The 21,247-nt window shown below is 47.4% G+C and carries 25 protein-coding genes; 7 read left to right on the top strand and 18 right to left on the bottom strand.

Going from position 1 to position 21,247, the window contains the following annotated elements; genetic code table 11:
• Positions 1–401 precede the first annotated feature (401 nt).
• Both BMW79_RS14280 and pepE read left to right on the top strand, forming a co-directional pair.
• Complete coding sequence (locus BMW79_RS14280; protein WP_089895830.1) at positions 402–824, top strand: hypothetical protein; 423 nt, start codon at positions 402–404, stop codon at positions 822–824.
• Between the two features lie 39 nt (positions 825–863).
• Positions 864–1,571, top strand: a complete 708-nt coding sequence (gene pepE, locus BMW79_RS14275) for a dipeptidase PepE (RefSeq protein WP_089895828.1) — start codon at positions 864–866, stop codon at positions 1,569–1,571.
• Positions 1,572–1,691: 120 nt separating this feature from the next.
• Here pepE and BMW79_RS14270 read toward each other — a convergent pair whose 3' ends face one another.
• Positions 1,692–2,486: an SDR family oxidoreductase gene (locus tag BMW79_RS14270; RefSeq protein WP_089895826.1), complete on the bottom strand. Its 795-nt coding sequence runs from the start codon at positions 2,484–2,486 to the stop codon at positions 1,692–1,694.
• Positions 2,487–2,612: 126 nt separating this feature from the next.
• Here BMW79_RS14270 and BMW79_RS14265 point away from each other — a divergent pair, with 126 nt between their 5' ends.
• On the top strand, positions 2,613–2,960 hold the full coding sequence (locus BMW79_RS14265) for a winged helix-turn-helix transcriptional regulator (protein ID WP_089895824.1): 348 nt from the start codon (positions 2,613–2,615) through the stop codon (positions 2,958–2,960).
• A gap of 105 nt (positions 2,961–3,065) precedes the next feature.
• A complete protein-coding gene (locus tag BMW79_RS14260) occupies positions 3,066–3,656 on the top strand; it encodes a TetR/AcrR family transcriptional regulator (RefSeq protein ID WP_089895822.1) in 591 nt (196 codons plus the stop codon).
• Positions 3,657–3,662: 6 nt separating this feature from the next.
• Here the strand turns inward: BMW79_RS14260 and BMW79_RS14255 are convergent, their stop codons facing one another.
• Both BMW79_RS14255 and BMW79_RS14250 read right to left on the bottom strand, forming a co-directional pair.
• Entirely contained in the window at positions 3,663–4,403 is a 741-nt protein-coding gene (locus tag BMW79_RS14255) for an SDR family oxidoreductase (RefSeq protein ID WP_245752483.1), read from the bottom strand.
• Between the two features lie 59 nt (positions 4,404–4,462).
• Positions 4,463–5,398 carry a helix-turn-helix domain-containing protein gene (locus BMW79_RS14250; RefSeq protein ID WP_089895818.1) on the bottom strand — a complete coding sequence of 312 codons (936 nt, stop codon included), beginning with the start codon at positions 5,396–5,398 and terminating at the stop codon, positions 4,463–4,465.
• 42 nt (positions 5,399–5,440) lie between these two features.
• Between BMW79_RS14250 and BMW79_RS14245 the strand changes: the two genes are divergently transcribed.
• A complete protein-coding gene (locus BMW79_RS14245) occupies positions 5,441–5,794 on the top strand; it encodes a hypothetical protein (RefSeq protein ID WP_089895816.1) in 354 nt (117 codons plus the stop codon).
• Positions 5,791–6,171: a hypothetical protein gene (locus BMW79_RS14240; RefSeq protein ID WP_089895814.1), complete on the top strand. Its 381-nt coding sequence runs from the start codon at positions 5,791–5,793 to the stop codon at positions 6,169–6,171. The genes BMW79_RS14245 and BMW79_RS14240 overlap by 4 nt, the downstream gene beginning before the upstream one ends.
• A gap of 32 nt (positions 6,172–6,203) precedes the next feature.
• Here BMW79_RS14240 and BMW79_RS14235 read toward each other — a convergent pair whose 3' ends face one another.
• On the bottom strand, positions 6,204–7,535 hold the full coding sequence (locus BMW79_RS14235; protein ID WP_089895812.1) for a DEAD/DEAH box helicase: 1,332 nt from the start codon (positions 7,533–7,535) through the stop codon (positions 6,204–6,206).
• 29 nt (positions 7,536–7,564) lie between these two features.
• Positions 7,565–8,503, bottom strand: coding sequence for a DUF6528 family protein (locus tag BMW79_RS14230; RefSeq protein ID WP_089895810.1), 939 nt, complete (start codon positions 8,501–8,503; stop codon positions 7,565–7,567).
• A gap of 116 nt (positions 8,504–8,619) precedes the next feature.
• On the opposite strand from BMW79_RS14230, the gene BMW79_RS14225 reads away from it, so the two are divergent.
• Positions 8,620–9,081, top strand: a complete 462-nt coding sequence (locus BMW79_RS14225) for a hypothetical protein (protein ID WP_143059159.1) — start codon at positions 8,620–8,622, stop codon at positions 9,079–9,081.
• Positions 9,082–9,360: 279 nt separating this feature from the next.
• Here BMW79_RS14225 and BMW79_RS14220 read toward each other — a convergent pair whose 3' ends face one another.
• The 13 genes from BMW79_RS14220 to BMW79_RS14165 form a co-directional block, all read right to left on the bottom strand.
• Positions 9,361–10,434 carry an SO2930 family diheme c-type cytochrome gene (locus BMW79_RS14220; RefSeq protein ID WP_089895807.1) on the bottom strand — a complete coding sequence of 358 codons (1,074 nt, stop codon included), beginning with the start codon at positions 10,432–10,434 and terminating at the stop codon, positions 9,361–9,363.
• Between the two features lie 26 nt (positions 10,435–10,460).
• The gene (locus BMW79_RS14215) at positions 10,461–11,732 is read right to left on the bottom strand and encodes a parallel beta-helix domain-containing protein (RefSeq protein WP_089895805.1); all 1,272 of its coding nucleotides are present in this window, start codon (positions 11,730–11,732) and stop codon (positions 10,461–10,463) included.
• Between the two features lie 21 nt (positions 11,733–11,753).
• Entirely contained in the window at positions 11,754–14,504 is a 2,751-nt protein-coding gene (locus tag BMW79_RS14210; RefSeq protein ID WP_089895803.1) for a carboxypeptidase-like regulatory domain-containing protein, read from the bottom strand.
• Between the two features lie 147 nt (positions 14,505–14,651).
• A complete protein-coding gene (locus tag BMW79_RS14205; protein WP_089895801.1) occupies positions 14,652–15,533 on the bottom strand; it encodes a LytR/AlgR family response regulator transcription factor in 882 nt (293 codons plus the stop codon).
• A 59-nt stretch (positions 15,534–15,592) separates the two neighbouring features.
• On the bottom strand, positions 15,593–15,979 hold the full coding sequence (locus tag BMW79_RS14200) for a hypothetical protein (RefSeq protein WP_089895799.1): 387 nt from the start codon (positions 15,977–15,979) through the stop codon (positions 15,593–15,595).
• Between the two features lie 36 nt (positions 15,980–16,015).
• Positions 16,016–16,531, bottom strand: coding sequence for a hypothetical protein (locus BMW79_RS14195; RefSeq protein WP_089895797.1), 516 nt, complete (start codon positions 16,529–16,531; stop codon positions 16,016–16,018).
• Positions 16,532–16,639: 108 nt separating this feature from the next.
• Entirely contained in the window at positions 16,640–18,235 is a 1,596-nt protein-coding gene (locus tag BMW79_RS14190; RefSeq protein WP_089895794.1) for a Na+/H+ antiporter, read from the bottom strand.
• Positions 18,236–18,242: 7 nt separating this feature from the next.
• Positions 18,243–18,803, bottom strand: coding sequence for a flavin reductase family protein (locus tag BMW79_RS14185; protein WP_089895792.1), 561 nt, complete (start codon positions 18,801–18,803; stop codon positions 18,243–18,245).
• 79 nt (positions 18,804–18,882) lie between these two features.
• Positions 18,883–19,029: a hypothetical protein gene (locus tag BMW79_RS33880; protein ID WP_177192167.1), complete on the bottom strand. Its 147-nt coding sequence runs from the start codon at positions 19,027–19,029 to the stop codon at positions 18,883–18,885.
• Positions 19,030–19,035: 6 nt separating this feature from the next.
• Positions 19,036–19,899, bottom strand: a complete 864-nt coding sequence (locus BMW79_RS14180) for an AraC family transcriptional regulator (RefSeq protein WP_089895790.1) — start codon at positions 19,897–19,899, stop codon at positions 19,036–19,038.
• A 43-nt stretch (positions 19,900–19,942) separates the two neighbouring features.
• A complete protein-coding gene (locus tag BMW79_RS14175) occupies positions 19,943–20,317 on the bottom strand; it encodes a hypothetical protein (protein ID WP_089895788.1) in 375 nt (124 codons plus the stop codon).
• Positions 20,314–20,940 (bottom strand): SCO family protein, encoded by a 627-nt coding sequence (locus BMW79_RS14170; protein WP_089895786.1) that lies wholly within the window; start codon positions 20,938–20,940, stop codon positions 20,314–20,316. Before BMW79_RS14170 ends, BMW79_RS14175 begins: the two co-directional genes overlap by 4 nt.
• Complete coding sequence (locus BMW79_RS14165; RefSeq protein ID WP_143059158.1) at positions 20,937–21,227, bottom strand: YHS domain-containing protein; 291 nt, start codon at positions 21,225–21,227, stop codon at positions 20,937–20,939. The genes BMW79_RS14170 and BMW79_RS14165 overlap by 4 nt, the downstream gene beginning before the upstream one ends.
• Positions 21,228–21,247: the final 20 nt, after the last annotated feature.

Raw genomic sequence — 21,247 nt, 5'->3', positions numbered from 1 at the left:
ATTATTCAAAAGAACAAAATAATTGTCACAATTACAATTAAAACGATAAAAAAATACACTTGATGTCTTGGGAAGGCTTATGCGCCTGTATTCCCGGGGAAAAAATTTGCTCCGGAGAGAAATGAAAGCATATTTACGGTGATGAATGCGGGAAAACCGCAGTGTTTTATTCTGCCTGGAACATGCACTGATAAAGGGGGATGCGTACTTATACTAATTTTTGTTTTACAGCGTTTTAACATCCGTGGAAAAACGATATTTGTGGAGTCATCTTATTCCAAACCAACTATATGCTATTGATCAATCGGGAACATTGGTTCCTATGTTTGTTGCTTTTTACGGGCTGCCTTCCGGCTTCATCTCCCCCAAAACAAGTGGTATCCACGGATACAATTCTGCCTATGACAGAAGAACAAATGGTGATACAACCTGATTCCCTGCATGTTTCGAAAGAAGAGGATACTGTTTACATTCCCGCTGATGCCAAAATAAAGGTGCTCAGTTTTACCCCGGTGACCACCGGCAAAGAATATCCCCCAGACACGGCCCGTGGCCGGAAATGGCGGCTGAATGCTGTGGCCATTGAAAAAATTATCCGGAACGGAGAGCCAACCGACGGCCCGACTATTCACGACATTTACAGCACATTGGCTTATGAAATGGAGGGGGTGGTATTAATAAATAAGGACACTTTTAACTACCGCATTAATGCAGGCTCCTATTTCTATCTATATAATGAGCAGCATTCCTGTGTTTACACCTGCCTGGCAGCCAGTTGCAGCCAGTTTTTCATGGAAGGGGAACAGGAACCGGATAGTCATTAAATTTAAGCAGATCCCCTACCTTTGCTTAATTTTTTGATTATGAAGCACTTTATACTGGCGAGCACCTCCACGCTGTTTGGAGAAACCTACCTGGCATACCTGCAACCAGCCATGAAAACGTTGTATGCAGGCGTAGATGAGATCATTTTTGTGCCCTTTGCCCGCCCTGGCGGTATTTCACATGATGACTATACCAGCCGTGCAGCAGAGGCTTTCAGCCAGATTGGCATCCGCGTACGCGGGTTACATACTTTTGACAACCCGGCCGCCGCTATCCGGCAGGCGAAAGGCTTTTTCACTGGTGGTGGCAATACTTTCCTGCTGGTAAAACAACTGCATGAACTGGGACTGATGTCTGTATTACGCGATGCGGTGAATAACGGCGCCCCCTATATGGGATGCAGTGCAGGCAGCAATATTGGCGGGGTTACCATGCAAAACACCAATGATATGCCTATCGTATATCCCCCCAGTTTCGAGACCATGGGACTGATCGCTTTTAACCTGAATCCGCATTACCTGGATCCTCTTCCCGGCTCACAACATATGGGAGAAACCCGGGAAACCCGCATTAAAGAATATCATACACAAAATATTACACCCGTGCTGGGCCTTCGCGAAGGCAGCTGGATCTACGCCCATGGAGACGCCCTGACGCTCGAAGGCACCCTGAGCGCCAGGATCTTTGAAGCAGGGAAGGAACCTTATGAATTACCGGCAGGAAGTTCCCTGATCGATTTAAAATAAATCTTTCCCGGCGAAATCTGTCGCCTCCTGCTTATTGCTCCGGCTTTTAAACAATGTATGCCGTTTAAAAGCCGGAGCAGGGTAATGGAAGATAATCACCTTCCTTTTATTTTGAGGCGACTAAATAGTGGGGATCGTTCCACCGTCAATTACAAATGTTGTTCCTGTCAGATAATTGGCTCTCGGAGAAACCAAAAAACCAACCAATTCTGCCACCTCTTCTGGCTGTGCAGGCCTGCCGTAAGGTATTCCGCCTAAACTCTCCATTACCTGTTGTATGGCATCTTCAATGGCAATGCCTGTACGTGCTGCAATTTCCTTCATCATACCCGTTGCCCCGTCTGTTTGAATCCAACCTGGAGAAACGGTTAAAACTCTTACACCTTTCGGCGAAACTTCATTCGATAAACTTTTACTATAGTTGACCAGTGCTGCTTTGGCTGCCGCATAAGGCAAAGTCGCATCAAACAATGGTAATCTTGCCTGAATGGAAGCAATGTGGATGATCACGCCATTCCCACGTGCTAACATTTGCGGTAAAAAGCCCCTGTCTAACCGGACAGGCGCCAATAAATTAGTTTGAAAAGTGCTTTCCCAGTCTTCATCATTCAATACAGCAAAACCTCCGCCCGGTGTTTTTGATCCGCCCATGTTGTTGACCAGGATATCCAATCTGCCAAACTGTTCCAGCACTTTGCTCACTACTTCCTGTGTCCCTGCAGACTGGCTCAGATCTGCCGCAATGAAATGCAGATGGCTGTTTGCCTGTTCAGGTGCATTTCTCGCCGTTATAATAACGGTGGCACCCGCATTTAATAATCTTTGGGCAATGGATTTACCGGTTCCTTTTGTGCCTCCGGTTACCAAAGCTATTTTTCCTGATAACTCGTTACTAAAATTAAATCCCTGTTCCATTTATTGAAAAATTTTAGGGCAAAGTTCAGTAGCATGGGCGGTTTACACAAGTACGGAAAACCGAATGGCATAGGGAGAATTTTATCCCATATTGCCTGTTTGGGCGCATAGGTTTAAATTTGTCCTATGCATAAAAGAAAGATGCCGATAAATCTGAATTGTGGTCTTGACCTGATTGCTGAAGTACTTTACGGCAAATGGAAAATCCGTTTGCTGTGGTTTATCAACGAGGGCCACAAACGCCCGAGTGAATTACAACGCAAAATCCCTGATGCCTCACGCAGGGTGTTGAATATGCAGCTGAATGAACTGGAAGCACACGAACTGATTGTTAAGAAAATTTACCCTGTTGTACCACCAAAAGTAGAATACAGTCTCACCGAACTTGGTAAGACGTTAATCCCTGTGATTGATAAATTAGGCCAATGGGCCGATGATCATGAAGATCATTTGCGCCATGTGATACTGAAATAGGCGGTAAATGCTGTTTCGGACTATAAAAATGCCTTTCCAACGACCTTTTAAATAAAAATCCGGGCAGATCTTTTAAAAGAACAATCATTCTTTTATCTTTGTCATATGCGTACAAAAGACGAAAATAAAGAATGGACCATCCGGGAAAAAGCCATGGAAATGATTGTTCAGGAAGGCTTTGATGGTTTGAGTATGCATAAACTGGCCAAAGCGGCCAATATATCTGTATCTACCATCTATATCTATTTCAAAAGCCGGGAAGACCTGCTGAACCAGTTGTATACAGCGGGTGTGGAGATCTTCGTACAGGAAACGATGAAAGGGTTTGACCCCGATATGGATTTCGAAGCGGGTATGTGGCTGCAATGGAGAAACCGGTTTCATTACATCCGTCAGTATCCCATGCATTACCATTTTTATGAGCAATTCCGTAATTCTCCGCTGATCAAAAAGCAGCGTAGTACGGAAGAAAATGCTTTTAAAATGGCCATGAAACGTTTTTATATAAACGCCACCGAAAAAGGCGAGATCGTGTCATTGCCGGTAGAAGTGTTCTGGGCATTGGCTTACAGTCCTTTTTATACCCTGGTGAAATTCCATATCGACAATGTTAATATGTCCGGTCTGCCTTTTTCGCTGACGGATGATTTATTGCAACTGACCTTTCAACAAACCATGCGATCGTTGCGGATATAAACAACATTACAAACTCAGGCCGCCATCACAACGTATGATCGTTCCCGTTATATTCCCATTGCGCATCAGGAAAATGATCGTATCTGCTACCTCATCGGGTTCTCCTACCCTGCCCGTTGGTATTTGAGCGGCATACTCATGGAACGTATCAGCTTTTGCATCTGCCGGCAGAAAATCCCACCAGGGTGTATTTACCACGCCAGGTGATACCGCGTTGATCCGTAGGGGTTGTATCTCTTTAGCAATGGAAGGAATCATCAGTTCCAGCGCGCCGTTGATGGCAGCAAGACCGGAGGTACCCGGCGCCTTTGATATAGCTGATATCGCCGTTACCAGTGTAATACTGCCACCTTTATTAATGTAAGGCAACGCAGCTTGTAATGTATTCAGCTGTGGCCAGAATTTCCCTTCAAAACCTTCCCGCAAATCCTTCAGCGAAAGTTCCGCAAACTTACCTGCTCCTTTTGCGCCGCTGAGCGCAATGACCAGGTGATCGATATTTCCCTGTGCGCCGAAAAATGCATCCAGGTCTTTCCGGTTGTTGCTATCCAGCGAAGCGGTATGAATGCCCGGCCTGTTTTTTACTGCGTCTGCAAGTCGCGCGGCAGAGCGGCCTGTGATCGTTACATTCGCTTGTTCTTTTGCCAGTATCACCGCAGTAGCCAGGCCGATGCCTGAGGAACCACCGGCAATAATTACTTTTTTACTTTCCAATGAGGTAGACATATCGTTTATTTTTATACCCACAAAGTTGGGGCATCTGCGTGGGTGGGTTGTTAACTGAATAATGCATTGTATTAACCCGATTATGCATTTTTGCGGAATGCCAGCGGCGTCTGACCGGTTTGTTCCCGGAAGAAGCGATTAAAGCCGGCCGGATCGCTGAAATTAAGCTGGAAGGAAATCTCTGATACCGCCGTATCTGTATACCGCAATATCGCTTTTGCTTCCTGCACCAGCATTTGTGAAATAGCATCCGAAGCAGTATGCCCTGTTATTTCCTTTACAGTTCTGTTCAAATGATTCGGTGTAACTCCCAGTAGTGCGGCATAATCGGCCACGCGTTTTTTTGACAGAAAATGCTGGCTCACCAACTTTTTAAAACGCGGTACGAGGTAAGTATTGCGTGTATCCGTTGCTGTTAAATGCAGCTGTTGCGACAGGTAACTTCTTTTTACTTCCAGCAACAACAGGTACAAGTACATCCGGATAGCTTTTTCACAACCCGGCCGGTGCTGTTGCAGTTCTTCATTAATCTTACCGCAGAAATCCGCCACCGCAGCAATGGGTGCTGGTTCCAGCTGTATAAAGGGTACGCCTGCATAATCGAAAAATGGAAACTCCGTAGCAATCATATCTCCCGGAATAAGTTCCTGCAGGAAATCTCCATTGAATAAAATATAATAACCAAAGGTATCCGCTGCAATATTGCTTTTACTGAATACCTGGCCGGGAAACGTAAAACTCAGGGTGCCGGGCCGGTGTTTGAATTGCTCCAATCCCAGCTGCACATCCACGCTCCCACTCAGGGTAATGCTAACCCGGTAAAAATCGGATTTCAGTGGTCCCACCGCCGGGCGCAGGCCTTCACTGGAATAGATCTCGATCCCCGCTATCCTTTTGGACACATCCAGGTTACTGTATCCAAAACCGGACGTATCGCCCTCCTGGCGGTGCAGGTGACGGAAATCGTTTAATACATATTGTGGGATACCGGGTTTGTTGAGCTTGGTTTTCATCATTGTTTCCCTATATTCGTTTTTAAAAATAAACAAATATCACGAATGGAGCTGACTACCTTATACCGTCCCGTAGGACCAGAGGAATTAGTGCTGATCGAACAATCCGGCTGGAAAAGGTTTCCTCCGAGGCGTCCTGATCAACCGATTTTTTACCCGGTAATGAACGAGGCATATGCGATTCAGATCTCTGTGGAGTGGAATGTGCCTGCGTACGGTTCAGGCTTTGTAACAAAGTTTTCACTGAGTAGTGAGTTTTTGAAACGTTACCAGGTGGAAAACGTAGGTGGTGCGATTCATAATGAATTGTGGGTACCGGCAGAAGAACTGGATATGTTTAATGATCAGATTATAGGTGTGATTGAAGTAACACAATCTTACTATAAAGAAGCGCAATGACAAGCATTGTCTTATCCTTCCTTTACGATTTTCTCCTGTACCTCTTCATCGCTGGTGCGCTTATTTTCGTTTTACTGTATTTTATTCACACGGATATCGATAAGATCCTTAAAAAATCGCTCTTATCAATGGGATACGAGGTCATTTCCATTGAGGACACCCCACGGGTATTTGACGTTCATCCAAAGAAAAAGCCGTGGTCACGTTTTATCAGGACCACCTACGGCGGCGCTACTGACCGGATTAATTACAGGATAATTACGCTGCTGCTATCAGAAAAAGAACAAAAATTGCTTGCAGCCGTTTATACTGCCCCCTTTGTGAAACCACAGGTGTTTTATGAGCGAGACATTAAAAAAGCCGCCACTGTAAAGTGACGGCCTCCTGGTATTATATAAAACATCCGCGATTATCTCGCGATATCAATCTTCACTTTCTTATTCTTGATCTTCTCATTCTTGATCATCTCCAGCGCATTCTGCACTTTGGATTTCACAACTGCCACAAAGGAGAAAAAGTCTTTCACCTCGATCAGGCCGATATCTTCCTGCTTTAAACGGGCCTGCTTTGACAGGAATCCAACGATATCCACTTTATTTACCTTATCTTTTTTACCTGCGCCGATAAAGATGGTGGTCCATTTTGGTTTATCGGGAATGGTAGACGTAGCTGGCAGTTCAATGTCTTCAATCACTTCGTCTGCGAGGTAAGGCATACGTTTCTCATCCGGGGCAAGGATCAGGATAGCGGTACCACTGGCTTCCATTCTGGCGGTACGGCCATTGCGGTGTGTCCAGCTATCTTCTGTATGCGGCAGGTGGAAATGCACGATGTAACGGATATTCGGGATATCCAGTCCACGGGCAGCGAGATCGGTCGTCACCAGTACGTTCACAGAGCCGTTACGGAACTTACAGAGGGCCGCATCGCGTTCCTGTTGTTCCATAGCGCCATGATAGAAGGTATTGATGATACTTTTCTCGGAGAGCAGTTTACTGGTACGTTCCACTGCTTCGCGGTGATTGCAGAACACAATGGTAGAGCGGTTCCCCAGGTAACAGATCAGACGGAACAGGGTATCTACCTTGTCATTTTCAGGAGAAAGTACTTCTTTGATCGTTAAACGGGCAGCGGGTGTACCTTCTTCCGGCAGGAAGTCCAGTTTTTCGGGCTTTTCCAGCGCGAGGAACTCCGGTATTTCTACGGAATCAGTAGCGGAGGTCAGGATACGCTTTTTAACGTTCGGCAGTGATTCAATAATGAACGCCACTTCCTCCTGGAAACCGAGTTCCAGTGTTTTATCAAATTCGTCGAGTACCAGCGTTTCTATGGCGGCGGTGGTGATATTTTCCCTGCGGATATGATCACCAAGACGGCCGGGAGTACCCACAATCACTGCTGGTGGCTGAATCAGGTTGTTTTCTTCGGTTTCTCTGAGATGTCCGCCGTAGCAGGCTGTGATCTTATAGCCGGTGCCCATTAATTTGAACACCTTTTCTATCTGCAGCGCCAGTTCACGGGAAGGAACAACGATCAGCGCCTGTGTATGCTTATTGGCAGGATCGAGATTTTCCAGAATGGGCAGCAGGAATGCCAGCGTTTTACCGGAACCGGTAGCCGACAACAGGATAACATCATTGTGATGCTTGTTTGCGTCCACTGATGCCTGCTGCATTTCATTGAGTGAATCGATCTTTAGATTGGTAAGTATATTACCTAATGAGTATTTTTCTTTTTGCATTGCCGCAAAAGTACGAAGATTAACGCGTTTTACATGCACAAATGCAACTGGTCGTTTGCCGGATAGCTAAAGGTATTCGGGATTACCCACCTGGCTTTATAGATCTTCCAGCCCTTTTGTATAAACAGGCGCCTGCCTGTTGCATCCAGCACTTCGTCTGTCCACCACGACTCCTTTGGCCGGATCAGGATCGTGGGAAGTCCCGCCCCTGCTGAAGAAATACTTTTTATATCCGCCTGTAATACCGCTGCTTCTTTGAGTTGCCGGGTGGCCACATCAAATTTATATACATGTGTGGTGTTTGTCAGCCATAAGTTATTTTCACCATATACGGGGAACAGGTCATGCGCTTCTGTACCGGGCAAAGCAAAAACCGTATCGGGCAACAGATCGGGCGTTTCGCAGTTGAAATTGTACCTGAACGCATGCATATGATTCCGGGCGGCAGACCAGAGCAGCTGCTGCTCCTTATCCCACACTACATTATGGCCGAAATCAATAGGTACTTTTTTCGTATATACGCTATCGGGATAACGGATCGTATCCGTTTTAAACAACATTAGGTAATTACCGGTGCTGGAGGCGCTCACGATATTACCATCCGGTAAGAGTTCGGCCGAGTGCGTATTGCCACCGGCATAAGCATAAAAAACGGCCTTCCTGTCTGCCACCCGGATCAGTGCCACGCCGCCACCGGAGGCATTCATCAATACATATTCGTTGTTATACACCATTTTGGCATCGCTGGGATTGCTGAACCACTTCACATGCGCCGGTTGCACATTGGAGTGCTCCGGCTTCCACTCCCAGATAACTGCCCCGGAACTCAGATCAGCAATCACGATACGGTGTTGCGATTGCTCGGCGATGACAATACATTTCCGGCAGGAAGACAATACATTCTGCGCATATGTAACGCCTGCCAGTCCGGCTAAAAGGATGGTCAACAGGTATAATTTCTTTTTCATTGTTGTTACTGATTAATCGGATGTTACCGGGATGCCACATAATTACAATCTTTTCCGGGGAAATAAAAACGCGGCCAGGTTAAATGCAATTGCAGCCTTTTTCTTACTTTCAGGTCATGAAAACATCCTACTTATTACTGGCACTGGGAGCAGCTATTTTTACGTCCTGCCATCAGCAAGGCCAGCAGCAAACCGCTGTAGTAACCGATTCTTTACCGGTAGAAAGGGAAAAGACCAGTCATTGCTATGAAAAGGTAATGGGCCGTGATACCATCCAACTCCGGCTTACCATGCACGACAGTGTAGCCACCGGCACCCTCGTCTATAATTTTTTTGAGAAAGATAAAAATAAAGGCACCTTCAATGGCATCATCAGTAAGGGGATTGTCCGTGGAAAATATGTGTTCTACAGTGAAGGCATAGAAAGCGCCCGGCCGGTTATCTTCAAAATATCCGACCACGAAGCCTTTGAGGCATTACCGGATAGTATAGATCATCAGGGACTACCGGTGTTCAGCACACAAAACGAGGCCCTGAAATTTGATACCATGCCCCTGGTAGAAGGCGCCTGCCAATAATCGGGTGCGGTGGTCATTCTTCATTTGCGGGATAACAGCTGCTCCAGCTGATCACTCATTTTCGTTTGTGCATACAGGTAAGGGACCAGTAACAGGCATATCCCCATCAACAATAATTTCCTTTGCATATAAATAAATTGATACCTGCAAAGCTATCAGGACGGCGCATCACCCCATAAAAAAGCATTGCTCAGATCGGGATCTGAGCAATGCAAAACCGGCTACCACGGCTTAATTTATCTCAAAAAGCAAATATTCAACTTCTCCCGGCCTCCGGGCTTACGGTTTCATTGTACCGGGCCGGTTCATTTCTTTAATCCATTGGCGGATAAGCGCCACTCCTTCTGTATGTACCACCGTGCGCGCCAGTTCCGGCATGGCCGTACCGGGTTCCACGCTGTTCATCCGGTAGGCCAGGATGGAATGTGCAGGATCACCGGGGATCACGTCGTAATCCAGGCCACCGGCGCCACCGCCGGCAGATACGGGCGACTTCATTAATCCTAGATGATCGGGCTTGGTTTGTTCATACTCCAGGAACAAACCGGTATTAAAAGCATCCCCACCTTTGGTATGACAATGCGCACAGTTTACATCCAGGTAAGCGCGGGCCCGTTCATTGACAGTATAATGCAAACTATCTTTCCAATCGGGCAGCAGGGGTACTTTATCCGCTGAAGGAAGGCCCGTTAACATACCGTTGGCCGCCCATTGCTGCAACTGATTTTGTGTTTGCCCGGGGCGGGTAAAATTCAGGTTACGCGCCTTCGGACCAATAGGCGTGAGCACGCTGTTATTGATATGACAACGTTTACAATCGTTCGTATTGGGCACCTGGTACAGTGTAGTATGTTCTTTCCCATTGTCGTCCAGGAAGGTTATCGGTACCTTTTTTCCCAGGATCCATTTCTCCGCGTCCTGTTGCTCCTTGTTCCAGAGATAATTCATCACTTTCCACTGATGATCGGCCGGATCCCGGAAAAGCAATCTTGTTTCAATCATGATTTTTTCATGCGCCGTATTGGTATAGGCAAAGTTTTTCACGATGAAAGTGGAATCCGGAAAATCCAGTGCGCCATGATCTGTATACTGGATAGTTTTACCATCGGGCAATACCACGAAGCGGTCTTTCACTGCATAATCGGTGAACAACGGTGTCGACAATTCATAATTCACCACACCTTTGCGTGGCTGCAAGGCTTTCAGCGCGCCGGTGAAAAAACCATAATCAGATAAACGCGGTTTGAACTGGAAGATCGCGGCCACAGCAGCAGGTGCCGGGCGTTGCTGGCAACTCTGCGTGAAGGCAATCCATAAAATTAAACACACCACTAATAAGCAAGACTTCCTCATCTCCCTAAAAAAATTTTAATAAATACTTATTTACATACATAAGGCGTAACGTCGGTACTGGGTTTCCAGTTTTTCGACGTCATATTCATGGCGTCTACATTCACGAATAAATTGGGGCCTGTTTGTGTGATACAAAGCGAATCCGGGTTTACAGCAGTACCTTTCGTGAGTATATTGGTAGTGATACCATCATAGGTAATGAAAGGCAGGCGGGCATTCTTTCTGGCCGGATCGTCTGCATTTAATTTCTGTTCTATTCCCACCAGGATTTTACCGGTATGATGTTCATACACAGCAGGAGGAAATGCAGCCCCCACTTCCATGGTGTTATCATGAATATGCACATTGCGGGGGATCGGGAAATAGTGATCATTGATTTTTGATCCGGCGCTTTCGTCAATAAAAAATCCGGATACGATGGAAATCGCGCTGGAGTTATTATTGATGATGCGATTATTATACAATTCTATATCGGAAGCAGCCAGGATCACTACGCCACTGCCGGGTGCAGCATTCCCCACACCCCAGGTGGAACCAAAACTGCCGGATTTGGCAAAGTTCTTTTCGTTGTTATCGTGGAAGTAGTTGTTGTATGCTTTCACGAAACCACCGCGTTTCGACAGGTCCGGCAAGTCGAAAATGAGGAAGCCGGCGGTATTACCCCAGAACTCATTATCGTATACCTGTGCATGCGAAGTATTCTCAATTTCGCAGCCTGCCACATTCTTGTAAGCTTTACATTTACGAACGATGGCGCTGTCGGTTTGTCCCACATAAATGCCGGCATCTGAAGCGCCCTGGGCGTAGCAGTTTTCAATCAAGACATTTTTACACATCACCGGATAGATGGCGTAACCACCGGTGGTAGAGTCAGATACGGACCAGATCGCATGGAGATTGGTGATCACCACATTCTCGCTTTTATTGATCTTGATCAGGTCTCCTTTGGAATCGCGGAGGGTAAGGCCATCAATGCTGAAGCCTTTCACATCGGTTACGCGGATACCTTCCCCACCCTGGCTCTGGGCCGAGAAATCGAAGATAGTCTTATCAGCGCCTGCACCCTGGATCAGGATCTGATTCACCTGTGCAATGCTCAGGTTATCAAATTTATACGTCCCTTCTTTGAGGGTAATGCTGCTGCTGTCTGTCAGCGACAGCAAGGCTTCTGCAATTTTTGTTTCATCGCCGGGGGCAAAACTGAGCCGGGTTTTGTAACCACCTTTTTCTTGTACTTCCGGACCCTGGCAGGCGGCCAGGAGGGCAATCAATAACAAACAGACAGGATATCGTTTCATATTCAATTGTTTTTTTTATAATCAGAAAACATTATAGGCAAAAGTTACGTAGTACATGCCTCCGATAGCAGGGCTACCGAAGCCATTTCTGTAGTAAGTATTTGTGAGATTGGTACCGCCGAGTTTAATCGTGGAATGCGCCTGTAATAACCGATAGCTCACCTGGGCGTCAATGACCGCAGAGGCGGGTACGGTACCACTTCCAAAGCCGATCTGGTAGAAATAAGCCGGTCTGTAACGGAAGGTAGTATTAAAAGAGAAACGTTCCTTTTTTCCGAAGCCGGTATTTCCAAAATCGATGTTGAATTTATAGTTGGGCGTATTGAAATTATTGACCTGGCTGTTGTTCCGGTTTTTCAGGAAATCGGAAGAAAAGTTCGCTTTGGCGAGGAAATGATGCGACAGATCCACGCTTACACTGGCCGCATACCCATAGGTATTCACTTTCTCGGCCCCGTTGTACGCAATATTATACTGTATATAAGTGCTGTGATCCAGGAAAGCATTGGGATCGGCAGTACCGGGCGTATTCGCCACATTTACATAGCCGATAAAGTTTTTCCAGGTGGAGTAATAGCCTAATACGTCTATCAGCACGCGGCCGGAGATCAGGGAGGAGTAACCTAACTCGAACGCATCAACGGACTGCGGTTTGATATCACTCAATGAGAACTGTTTCAGATCTGCCGGATTTTTTGTGCGTTGAAAAGAATCCACGCTGGCGAGTGTATAGGCAGGGAATTTATTGAACTGGTACACGCCGTTGAGCAGCCTGTCGGAGCCGCCGGAGGCAAAGCTGTTGTAATCCACCGGCGTGCTTTGCAGCGATTGGATATTGGATGGAAAGCTGTAAGCATTCTGATAAGAGAAGCGGATAAAACTTTCCTTATTCACTTCCAGTACAGCCGATACGCGGGTAGTGACACGTGGTTTGGCGAACAAGGTATTTTTATCGTAGCGGAAAGCCGCAGCGAGACTCAGCTTTTCATGGATTACTTTTTTGGTGAGATGTGCATAGGCGCTGTATTCTGCCACATCTATGGGACCATCGTTATCGGGAAACAGGGTTCCCTTGGAATCGAGGCGGTACAGGCGGTAGTTGAGACCAGCGATCAATTCCGCAAACTTTACCAGGTGTGTAAAATTGTATTGTGCTTCTGCATTAAACAGGCGGCTTTTATCGGTAAACAGTGTTCCTCCTTTTGAGGTGGGAATATTGGCGATGCTGTCTTTCAGATGCAGGAACTGCGCACTGCCTGCATCGGGTCTTCCCTGGTCGGCGAAGGTGCGGGCCATATTGCTGGCATCGAGGTAACTTTTACCCTGGCTCATCGCTTCCAGGAGGGCGCTGGTATATTGCGGGTACCAGCCGTCGCCCGTGTTGCCGTCGTAGCTGGGCTTCCAGGCTTCGTTGATCAGCTGGGCCGTGGGCATGGCAATAATAGTATGACCGGAATTTTCCCGGGAGGTATAGGCCCTTACAAACCAGTTGTCGGCCTTCAGTTCCGCGCGGTATTGCCCCAGGTGAAACCCGGTGAGTGCGTAGCGGGTATCGTTGCTGTATACCGCATTGCCCTGGCCGTAGGTGCCGGATAAAATGGCTTCCAGTTTAGGTTTGATCTTATAACGCAGTTCCACATTGGCTTTGAACATTTTGGCGTCGCTGCTCAGGTAGCCGTATTCGGGGTAGCCGGTGCGGGCCACAGCATGACGCCCTTCTGCCAGCAACGGCTCTATGATAGGCGCCAGTTCCGGCACCTGCTGCAATGCGCCTTCCAGGAAGGGATTGATATCCACGGAAGTTTTGCTACCATAAATATTTACGCCGTTGTAGTTAGGATCCTGCAAAGGGCCACCGGGACCGTTGGTGTTGGTGGTATCGTTGGCCATCCAATCTTTCGCCTGGGTGTATTGTACATTTATCTTAAAGGCAAACTTATCACTCACTTTCTTCCCCCAGCGAACGGTCCAGTCGTAATAAGGCGACGGGCCCAGCGGGTCATTGGATTTACCTTTCTTTATATGGTTCACCCCCTGCGTGATCTGGGCGCTGAGTCCCTGGTATTTGAATGGGTCTTTGCCGGTCATAACCATGGTACCGTTTAGTCCACGGGAGCCATACAGCGCAGAAGAGGCACCGGACAGCACTTCCAGGTTATCTACGTCCAGTTCAGTAAGACCAATGATGGCGCCGATGGGGAAGTTCAGCCCGGGCGCCTGGTTATCCATGCCGTCTACAATCTGGGTGAAGTTGGTATTGCCGCTGGTATTGAAACCACGGGTGGTAACCGTGGTAAACATCAGGCTGGAGGTGGTTACATCTACTCCTTTAAGTCCCTGCAACATATTATAATAGCTCGGTTGCGGCGAGTTGATAATGTCTTTTGTACCGATTCTTTCGATAGTAACGGGTGATTCTATCTTCTTTTGCACAAACCGGCTGGCAGAAACCACCACTTCCTTTCCCAGTACCGAGGCGGGCGACAGCTCAATCCGCTGGAAGCCGGGGCCGGAAAGGGTGATTTCTTTTGTTTCAAAGCCTACCGATGACAGTATAAGGGTAACAGGATAATTTCTCCGGGTAGAAAATTTAAAATTTCCCTGGTCATTGGTATAGTCGCCATTGGGTGCTTCTTTCATGGTAACGGAAACCGCCGGCACGACTTCCTGCGTAACACTGTTCCGAACATTTCCCGAAAGTACAATCTGCGCGTTGACCAATTGGGTGATCCCCAACAGGCAAATCATGTTGATGATAAAAGATCTTAACATCGGTGGGTGGGATTTTAGATGGCTTGGTTGATAGATTTAACGTGTAATATTGCCGCCTTGTGGCATAGCGATATTACCAAAATCCGGGAAGTGGAAGTGGTGCGGGGAGTGACTTTGGGGCGAAAATGCGACTATTGGGGGTGAAAATCAGGAGGCCGGGGCGAATCTTTCCTGGAATGCGGTTAAACAGCTGGCGGATACGGGCACGCTGATGTCGCTGAGTCCTTCCAGTTCCAGGTAATGTCCTTTCGAATTTTTCTTAAAAAGAACCACTTTGGAGATATTGACCAGGTATGAGCGATGGGCACGTACAAAATAGCCGGGCGACAAATAGGATTCCAGTTTCTTCAGGGAAGTTCTGACCAGCTCTTTGCTGATAGTATTTCCGGAGATATAAAAGATCTGTACATAATTATCTTCGGCCTTCATCAGGAGCAGCTTTCCGGGATGCAGGGTAAGCACGGGTTTATCATGTTCATCGCGGATCAGGATACAAGGCTCTTCTACGGGCTTTACGATCTGTACCTGTTCCAGGCTTTTCAACTGCGCTATCTTTTCACGGGTAAAAAACCAGAGCAGGGCAATACAGTATGGCAGCGGTAAAATGAGGGCGGTATAATGAAGGGTATTAATAAATTCAGTCCAGGTAAGGAAAAAAGTATCGATCAGGGTTACATCCACGAGGGTTACCATGAGGGCCACCCCTACGATTTCACCAAGAAACCAGAACAGGTAAGTGGCATTGGTGAGTTTGCGGCGCCATTTTACCTTTGCCAAAGCGAACTGTGAAATGCACATCACCGCTATCCCACAGGCGGTAAAGATCAGGAAAAGCGGCAAGAGCGATAATTCCTGGCCTTCGTACCACATATTAATATTAAAAGGCAGGAAGATATACATGAACAGGAAGCTGAAAACACTGCAAAATGCGATCAGTGTAATCCTGTTGGCAACGGAATCCAGCAAGGTAAAGCGGGGTTGCTCTGCAGTATACCTGGATATCAGCGGTAAAGTAGGCAAGCTTTTCATACTGTGGATGATTTACTTCAATTAAGATAAGTAAAAAAGCCGGAATCCGGATGCAGTGGTTACCATTCCCGCCACATACCGGTAATGCCTTCCCCATCCGCATAATCTACCGGGTTGAGGCCGGCTGTGCGGGTAACGCGGTTGAACAGGTCGCAGAGATCATCGTGTTGACGGTGGTCAATAAATCCTTTGATCTCGTCGTGCATGACGTTGTAATTTTCTACTGCTTTTTCGAACAGGGCCAGCTTTTCCCCTTCTGCGGCTTTTTCTCCGGCAGCTGTCAATGCTGCCACCAGGTCGTTCATGATTGCTGCTGCGGCCTCGCAGTTTTCAGGTGCGTACTCTTCTATGCCACCCACATCATTTTCATCCGGGTAAAAGGCCTCACTCCATTTTTCAAACGGGTAATATGCTTTCACCGCTGCTAATTTCTCCTGGTACGTCATCCTGATTTTTTGAGGGGGCAAATATAGGGCATTCTTTTAAAAACGTGGAGATTCCCCCGGCTTCAGTTCTTTGCCACGCAGTTTTTCAGCCGCTTCAAATGCGTCATCAGCTAATGCCTTAAAACCTTTGGGCGCTTTGGATGCCGGACCTTTGTAGATACCGATGAAGGGTTTGGAAATATTTCTGCGGGTAACGGGATCGGTCATACGAAAAAACTGTGTATACCAACCTTGCACAGGTGTATTGTCAACAGGTGGTTTGGCCGCTGCTTTTTCCCTGTTGGCCAGTATTTTTTCCAGGGAGATATGTTGTACATCGGCTGCTGCAAAGAAATACACTTTGCGCCCGATCAGTTTACCATTGCGGGATCCCGCGAACACACCGGCGTGATGCCATTCTGTGGCAAACACACTCAGCTCTTTAGCCAGTATTTTTGTTTTGAATTGTTTCGTCAGCAATGCCGCCACCTCACCAGCTTTCAGTAACCCTTTCGCTTCTGCATCCTGGTAGTTTTCCGACTTTCCCTGGCGCAGGTAATCACTCATTTTCATGGCGGAAAGATACAATTTATGGAGATATAATGCGGCCTGGCGCCACGATGCTGGAATCGCGGCAGCCGGGCAGACACAGCGCAGGCATCTCCCGGAATACCTGCGCTATTATTTTACATTTTCATATTTCATTCTTAAAATTTCCTCCTCAATATCCACCAGCTCATGGTATTTGCGGATCAGCCCATGTTCCGTATGCGGATCCCTGTTCAGTTCATGCAACACATTCCGCTGATGGTTCAGCATTTTCAGATAGATCTTTTTATACAACTTATGATCCGTACCTTCCAGCTGGTTGTGTACCGACACGGTCTGACGATGCTGCAGATCTTCCCGCAACTGCTTCAGCGCAGGGTTTGTTTTCACTTCCTCCGGGTATTCCTTGTCCAGGAACTCCATGCTTTTTTCCAGTAATGCCTCGCGGATAATTCTTTCCTGCTCTTCGGGAGGCAGCGGTTTATCCGGATCTTCCATATTCACCCAGCGGATCAGCGGCGGCAGGGTGAGTCCCTGTACCACGAGCGTAAGCAGGATCACGGTAAATGTAATAAAGAGGATCAGGTTACGTTGGGGAAACAGCTCGCCATTGTCCATGTACACGGGGATAGACAATGCCGCAGCCAGCGACACCACGCCCCTCATACCTGCCCATCCTAAGAGCAGCGGCCCTTTCCATCCAGGCCGGTTATCGGCGGTAGTGATATACCGGCTGATAAATACAGTGAATACGGAAGCGCCCATAGTACTGAGCAGGCGCGTAATGATGAGTACCACCGTGATAATCACGCCGTACTTGATGGCTTCGCCGAGGCTCACATTGCCCAGTTCACGGATGATAACCGGTAGTTCCAGCCCGATGAGCATAAACACCAGTCCATTTAGCAGGAAGCCCAGCGTAGACCACACATTGGCGCCCTGGAGGCGGCTCCGGTAGTTTAATATCCGCTGACTTCTGGCAGAAAGAAACAATCCGCCGCTTACAACGGCCAGTACGCCGGAGCCATGCAGGGACTCTGCTGTAATGTACATCACATAAGGAGCCGTGAGGGTGAGGATTACGTCCATTTCTGTACTGGTAGGTAACCAGCGGTGAATCACATAATAGAGCAATCCTACGAGCAATCCGATGGCAATGCCCATTACAATCACCACCACAAAACTCACGGCCGCTTCATGCAATACAAATACACCGGTGGTGACGGCCGATCTGGCGAAACTGAATACAATCAGGCTGGATGCGTCATTCATCAGGCTTTCGCCTTCGAGGATGGCCGAAAGTCTTTTTGGTACTTTAATGTATTTAAGGATGGTGGTAGCTGATACCGCATCCGGCGGGGATACGATGCCTCCCAGTACAAAGCCCATGGCCAGTGTAAATCCGGGGATGAGCGCATGGGATACCACGGCCACCACCCCGGAAGTCAGAATCACGATCAGGAAGGCAAAGATAGAGATGACCCGCCTCCATCGCCAGAGTTCTTTCCAGGAAGTGTACCAGGCGGCTTCGTAAAGCAGCGGTGGTACTATGATCAGCAGGATCAGCTCCGGATCGATCTGGATCGAAGGAAAAATATGGAGCATACTTAGTGCCAGTCCGCCGATAACCAGCACAATCGGATAGGCAATCTTCATTTTCTGCGCGATCATCACCAGAAACAGGATGAAAAAGATCAGCAGAATGTATTGAATAACGGTAACGAGCATAGAAGGGCTATAGATTTTGGTTCCTGAATTTCGACCTTAAGTTAAGGTGTTTTCCGGACACCATAAACACCCCTTCTCCCCGGTAATGAACGGTACGCGGATATTTAGGGTATACCGCAGCCTGCGCCCGCACCACTTCCAGGATAAAAAAGTTATATCCTTTCAGCAACCGGGTATCTGCCACTTTGCATTCATAGTTCGCGTAACACTCCTTTATAAGCGGGGCCTGGACAAATTGTCCCTCCTCCTCCGTAAGACCGAATTTCCGGAACTTATCCAAATGGCCGCCGGTGCTGTTGCCGATTCCCACTATTTCGTCTATGAGGTCAACTGTAGGAATATTGATGACACATTCCCCACTTTTCCGGATCATCTCATAACTGTGATTGGCGGCGGTGATCATGCAGCCTATCAGGGACGGCGAAAACTCCATGACCGTGTGCCAGCCCATGGTCATGATATTGGTTTTGTTTTTCCAGCGGGAGCTGACCAGCACAATGGGGCCCGGTTCCAGGAACCGGCGGATTTCCGATACGGGAAAATCCGCCTTTTTATATGCTCTTCTCATAGACAGCTGTTTGGAACAGGTCAGCAATAATCATACACAACATTGGCCGCTACATATTGTTGACCTATTTCCCTTGCTGTTATCCCAGGTTTTTCAACCAGTTAACAATATGATCATATTGCAGGAGAAGGATCAGGAGGAGTAAAATGGCCAGGGATACTTTCACCAGCATTCTGCTGCGCCGGAATTTTCTTTCGTGTCTGTGTAAAACGTCGTTTGTTTCCATGATTTTTTATTGATGATGTTTTCTGAAGTTTTCCGGCGTCATACCGGTATTTTTCCCAAAGAAGGTGACGAAATAGGAGGCGCTCTCAAATTCGAGTTCTTTAGCGATTTCCGCCACAGACAGCCCCGTATAATGAAGCAGCCGCTGTGCTTCAATGGTAACGCGTTTGCGGATCATTTCACCGCTGGACGATCCTTTATACGTTCTGCATAATTTATTCAGGTAGTTGGTGGTAATATTCAGCTGCCCTGCGTAAAAAGAGGGCGTTTTGTGCCTGACATAATGCTCATCCAGCAATGTTTTGAACTGTCTTAGTTTTTCTTCTTTATTATTCTTCCTTTCCACCGGATCGCCGGGCGGAAAATGCCTGTCGAGATTACAGAGCAGGATATTGAGATAGGAACGCAACACACTATCCACACCTTTATGCCGGCGATGAAATTCCTGCAGCATAAAACTGGTAATGGTGCGCCATTCCGTAGCCTGATTGTGGTCCAGGCGGATATCATTCACACATTCCTTGTTCAGGAAAGAGAATTGTAACAGTGCATTATTATTATATCTCAGGGAGAAAAACTCCTCTGTAAAACAGATAATATTACCGGTGGCGGCAGGATGGATGTCAATGCTGAATACACTGTCTGGCTTCACACAGATTACCTGGGGAGGATTGAGCCGGATAGATACCCCGTCGATAACCGCTGTGCCCTGTGCATTTTCGATGCACAGTAAACTGTAGAATAGCTGCCGGTGCGGCTGTTCGAGCAAAGGGTATTTTTCGGGTATGCATGCCAGTGGTCCTATCCAGAAAAAATCATGTGTGTTGTCAAACATATCAGCAGATAACACAGCTATTTCGCTGGATTTCATACTTAAATAGTAGCTTAAAAATGTTTAACGCAATAAGGAGTATTTATGCGGTAGCAGAAGGCGGCCGGAAGAGTTGTCCGCACCATTGACGGGGGGAGTAAGGCGATTGATAATCGCAGAAGGCAATATGGTTTCCAGTGGATACCTGTGCTGCCGGCGTATATTCATACGCCATACAAAACAGGGTAATCTCTTTTAATTTAATATCTGGTGTTTTTTCCTGTCTTTTTTCGTTTTCATTTATTTTCCGGTCCAGAAAGCAGGATCCCTTACAAACGGGGATCAGGTCGAACCGGTTGATACAGAGTTGGGAAGCGATATAATCCCTGTTGAGGTAGAATGCCCCCACTATCCAGCAGTTACCCGTGCCCTGTAAGAGCATGATACCTAGCAGCCATATGGAGATAATCCGTTTCAATTTTCTTTTAACAATATATGAATATCGCTGATTAATCTTTTTGTTTCATCGGGTGAAGTACCGTTGTATACACCCCGGATATGACGTTGCTGGTCTATCAGCAGCAATCCTCCGCTGTGCGCATATCCTCCCGGAGCGGTGCTGTCTTTATAAGCGCCGGAAAAATAAGCTTTCTCCGCCATATGATAGATGCTATCCTGGTTGCCCGTGACAAAGCGCCATTTCCGGCTATCCAGTTCCATGCTGGTGGTATATGCTTTTAACCGGGGGATGGTATCATGTTCCGGGTCGATAGTATGCGACAGTAGCATCACGCGATCCTCTTTCCCAAAAGCCTGGTATACTTTCTTCATCTCCGCTGTCATCTTCGGACAGATAGCCGGGCAGGACAAAAATATAAAATCTGCCACATATATTTTCCCGGCGAATGTCTTTTCATTGACGATACTGCTGTCCTGATCCAGGAAAGAAAAAGGAGGAATCACCGGGTAGATGCTATCGTACACCGTTTTGCCCTGTTCCTGCCGCTCCCTCACAATGGGTTCACCCAGTAGCGGGAGGTGCCGGGGCGCCTGCTGACAAGCACTGAACAACCCCAGCGCTATGATTATCTTCCACTTCATTTTAATACCAGTGTATATGCTCCGGGATTAACCAGGAAGCTGTCTTTACAGGCGCTGGAGCAGAAGCCCAGTACGGCGCCATTATAGTGGGCGGTATCGTAAATGCCGGCTTTGATGGGCATTCTGCAGACAGGATCCCGTCTGTTGGCCACCAGGGAAGTATCATACTGCTTTTCCTCGGGCTCCATGGCCATCACGGAATCTTTCGTAGCGGGAGACTTTGATCCGTTTCCGTTGCAGGCTGCCGCCATTGCGGCCATAACAAATAATCCAATAATATACTTCATCCGCTGATTGTCTTTGATGA

Origin of the sequence: Chitinophaga arvensicola (assembly GCF_900110835.1) — a bacterium.
Lineage (GTDB): Bacteria > Bacteroidota > Bacteroidia > Chitinophagales > Chitinophagaceae > Chitinophaga > Chitinophaga arvensicola.
The sequence above is the reverse complement of the archived record's forward strand: the minus strand, read 5'-3'. Positions and strand labels throughout refer to the sequence as shown.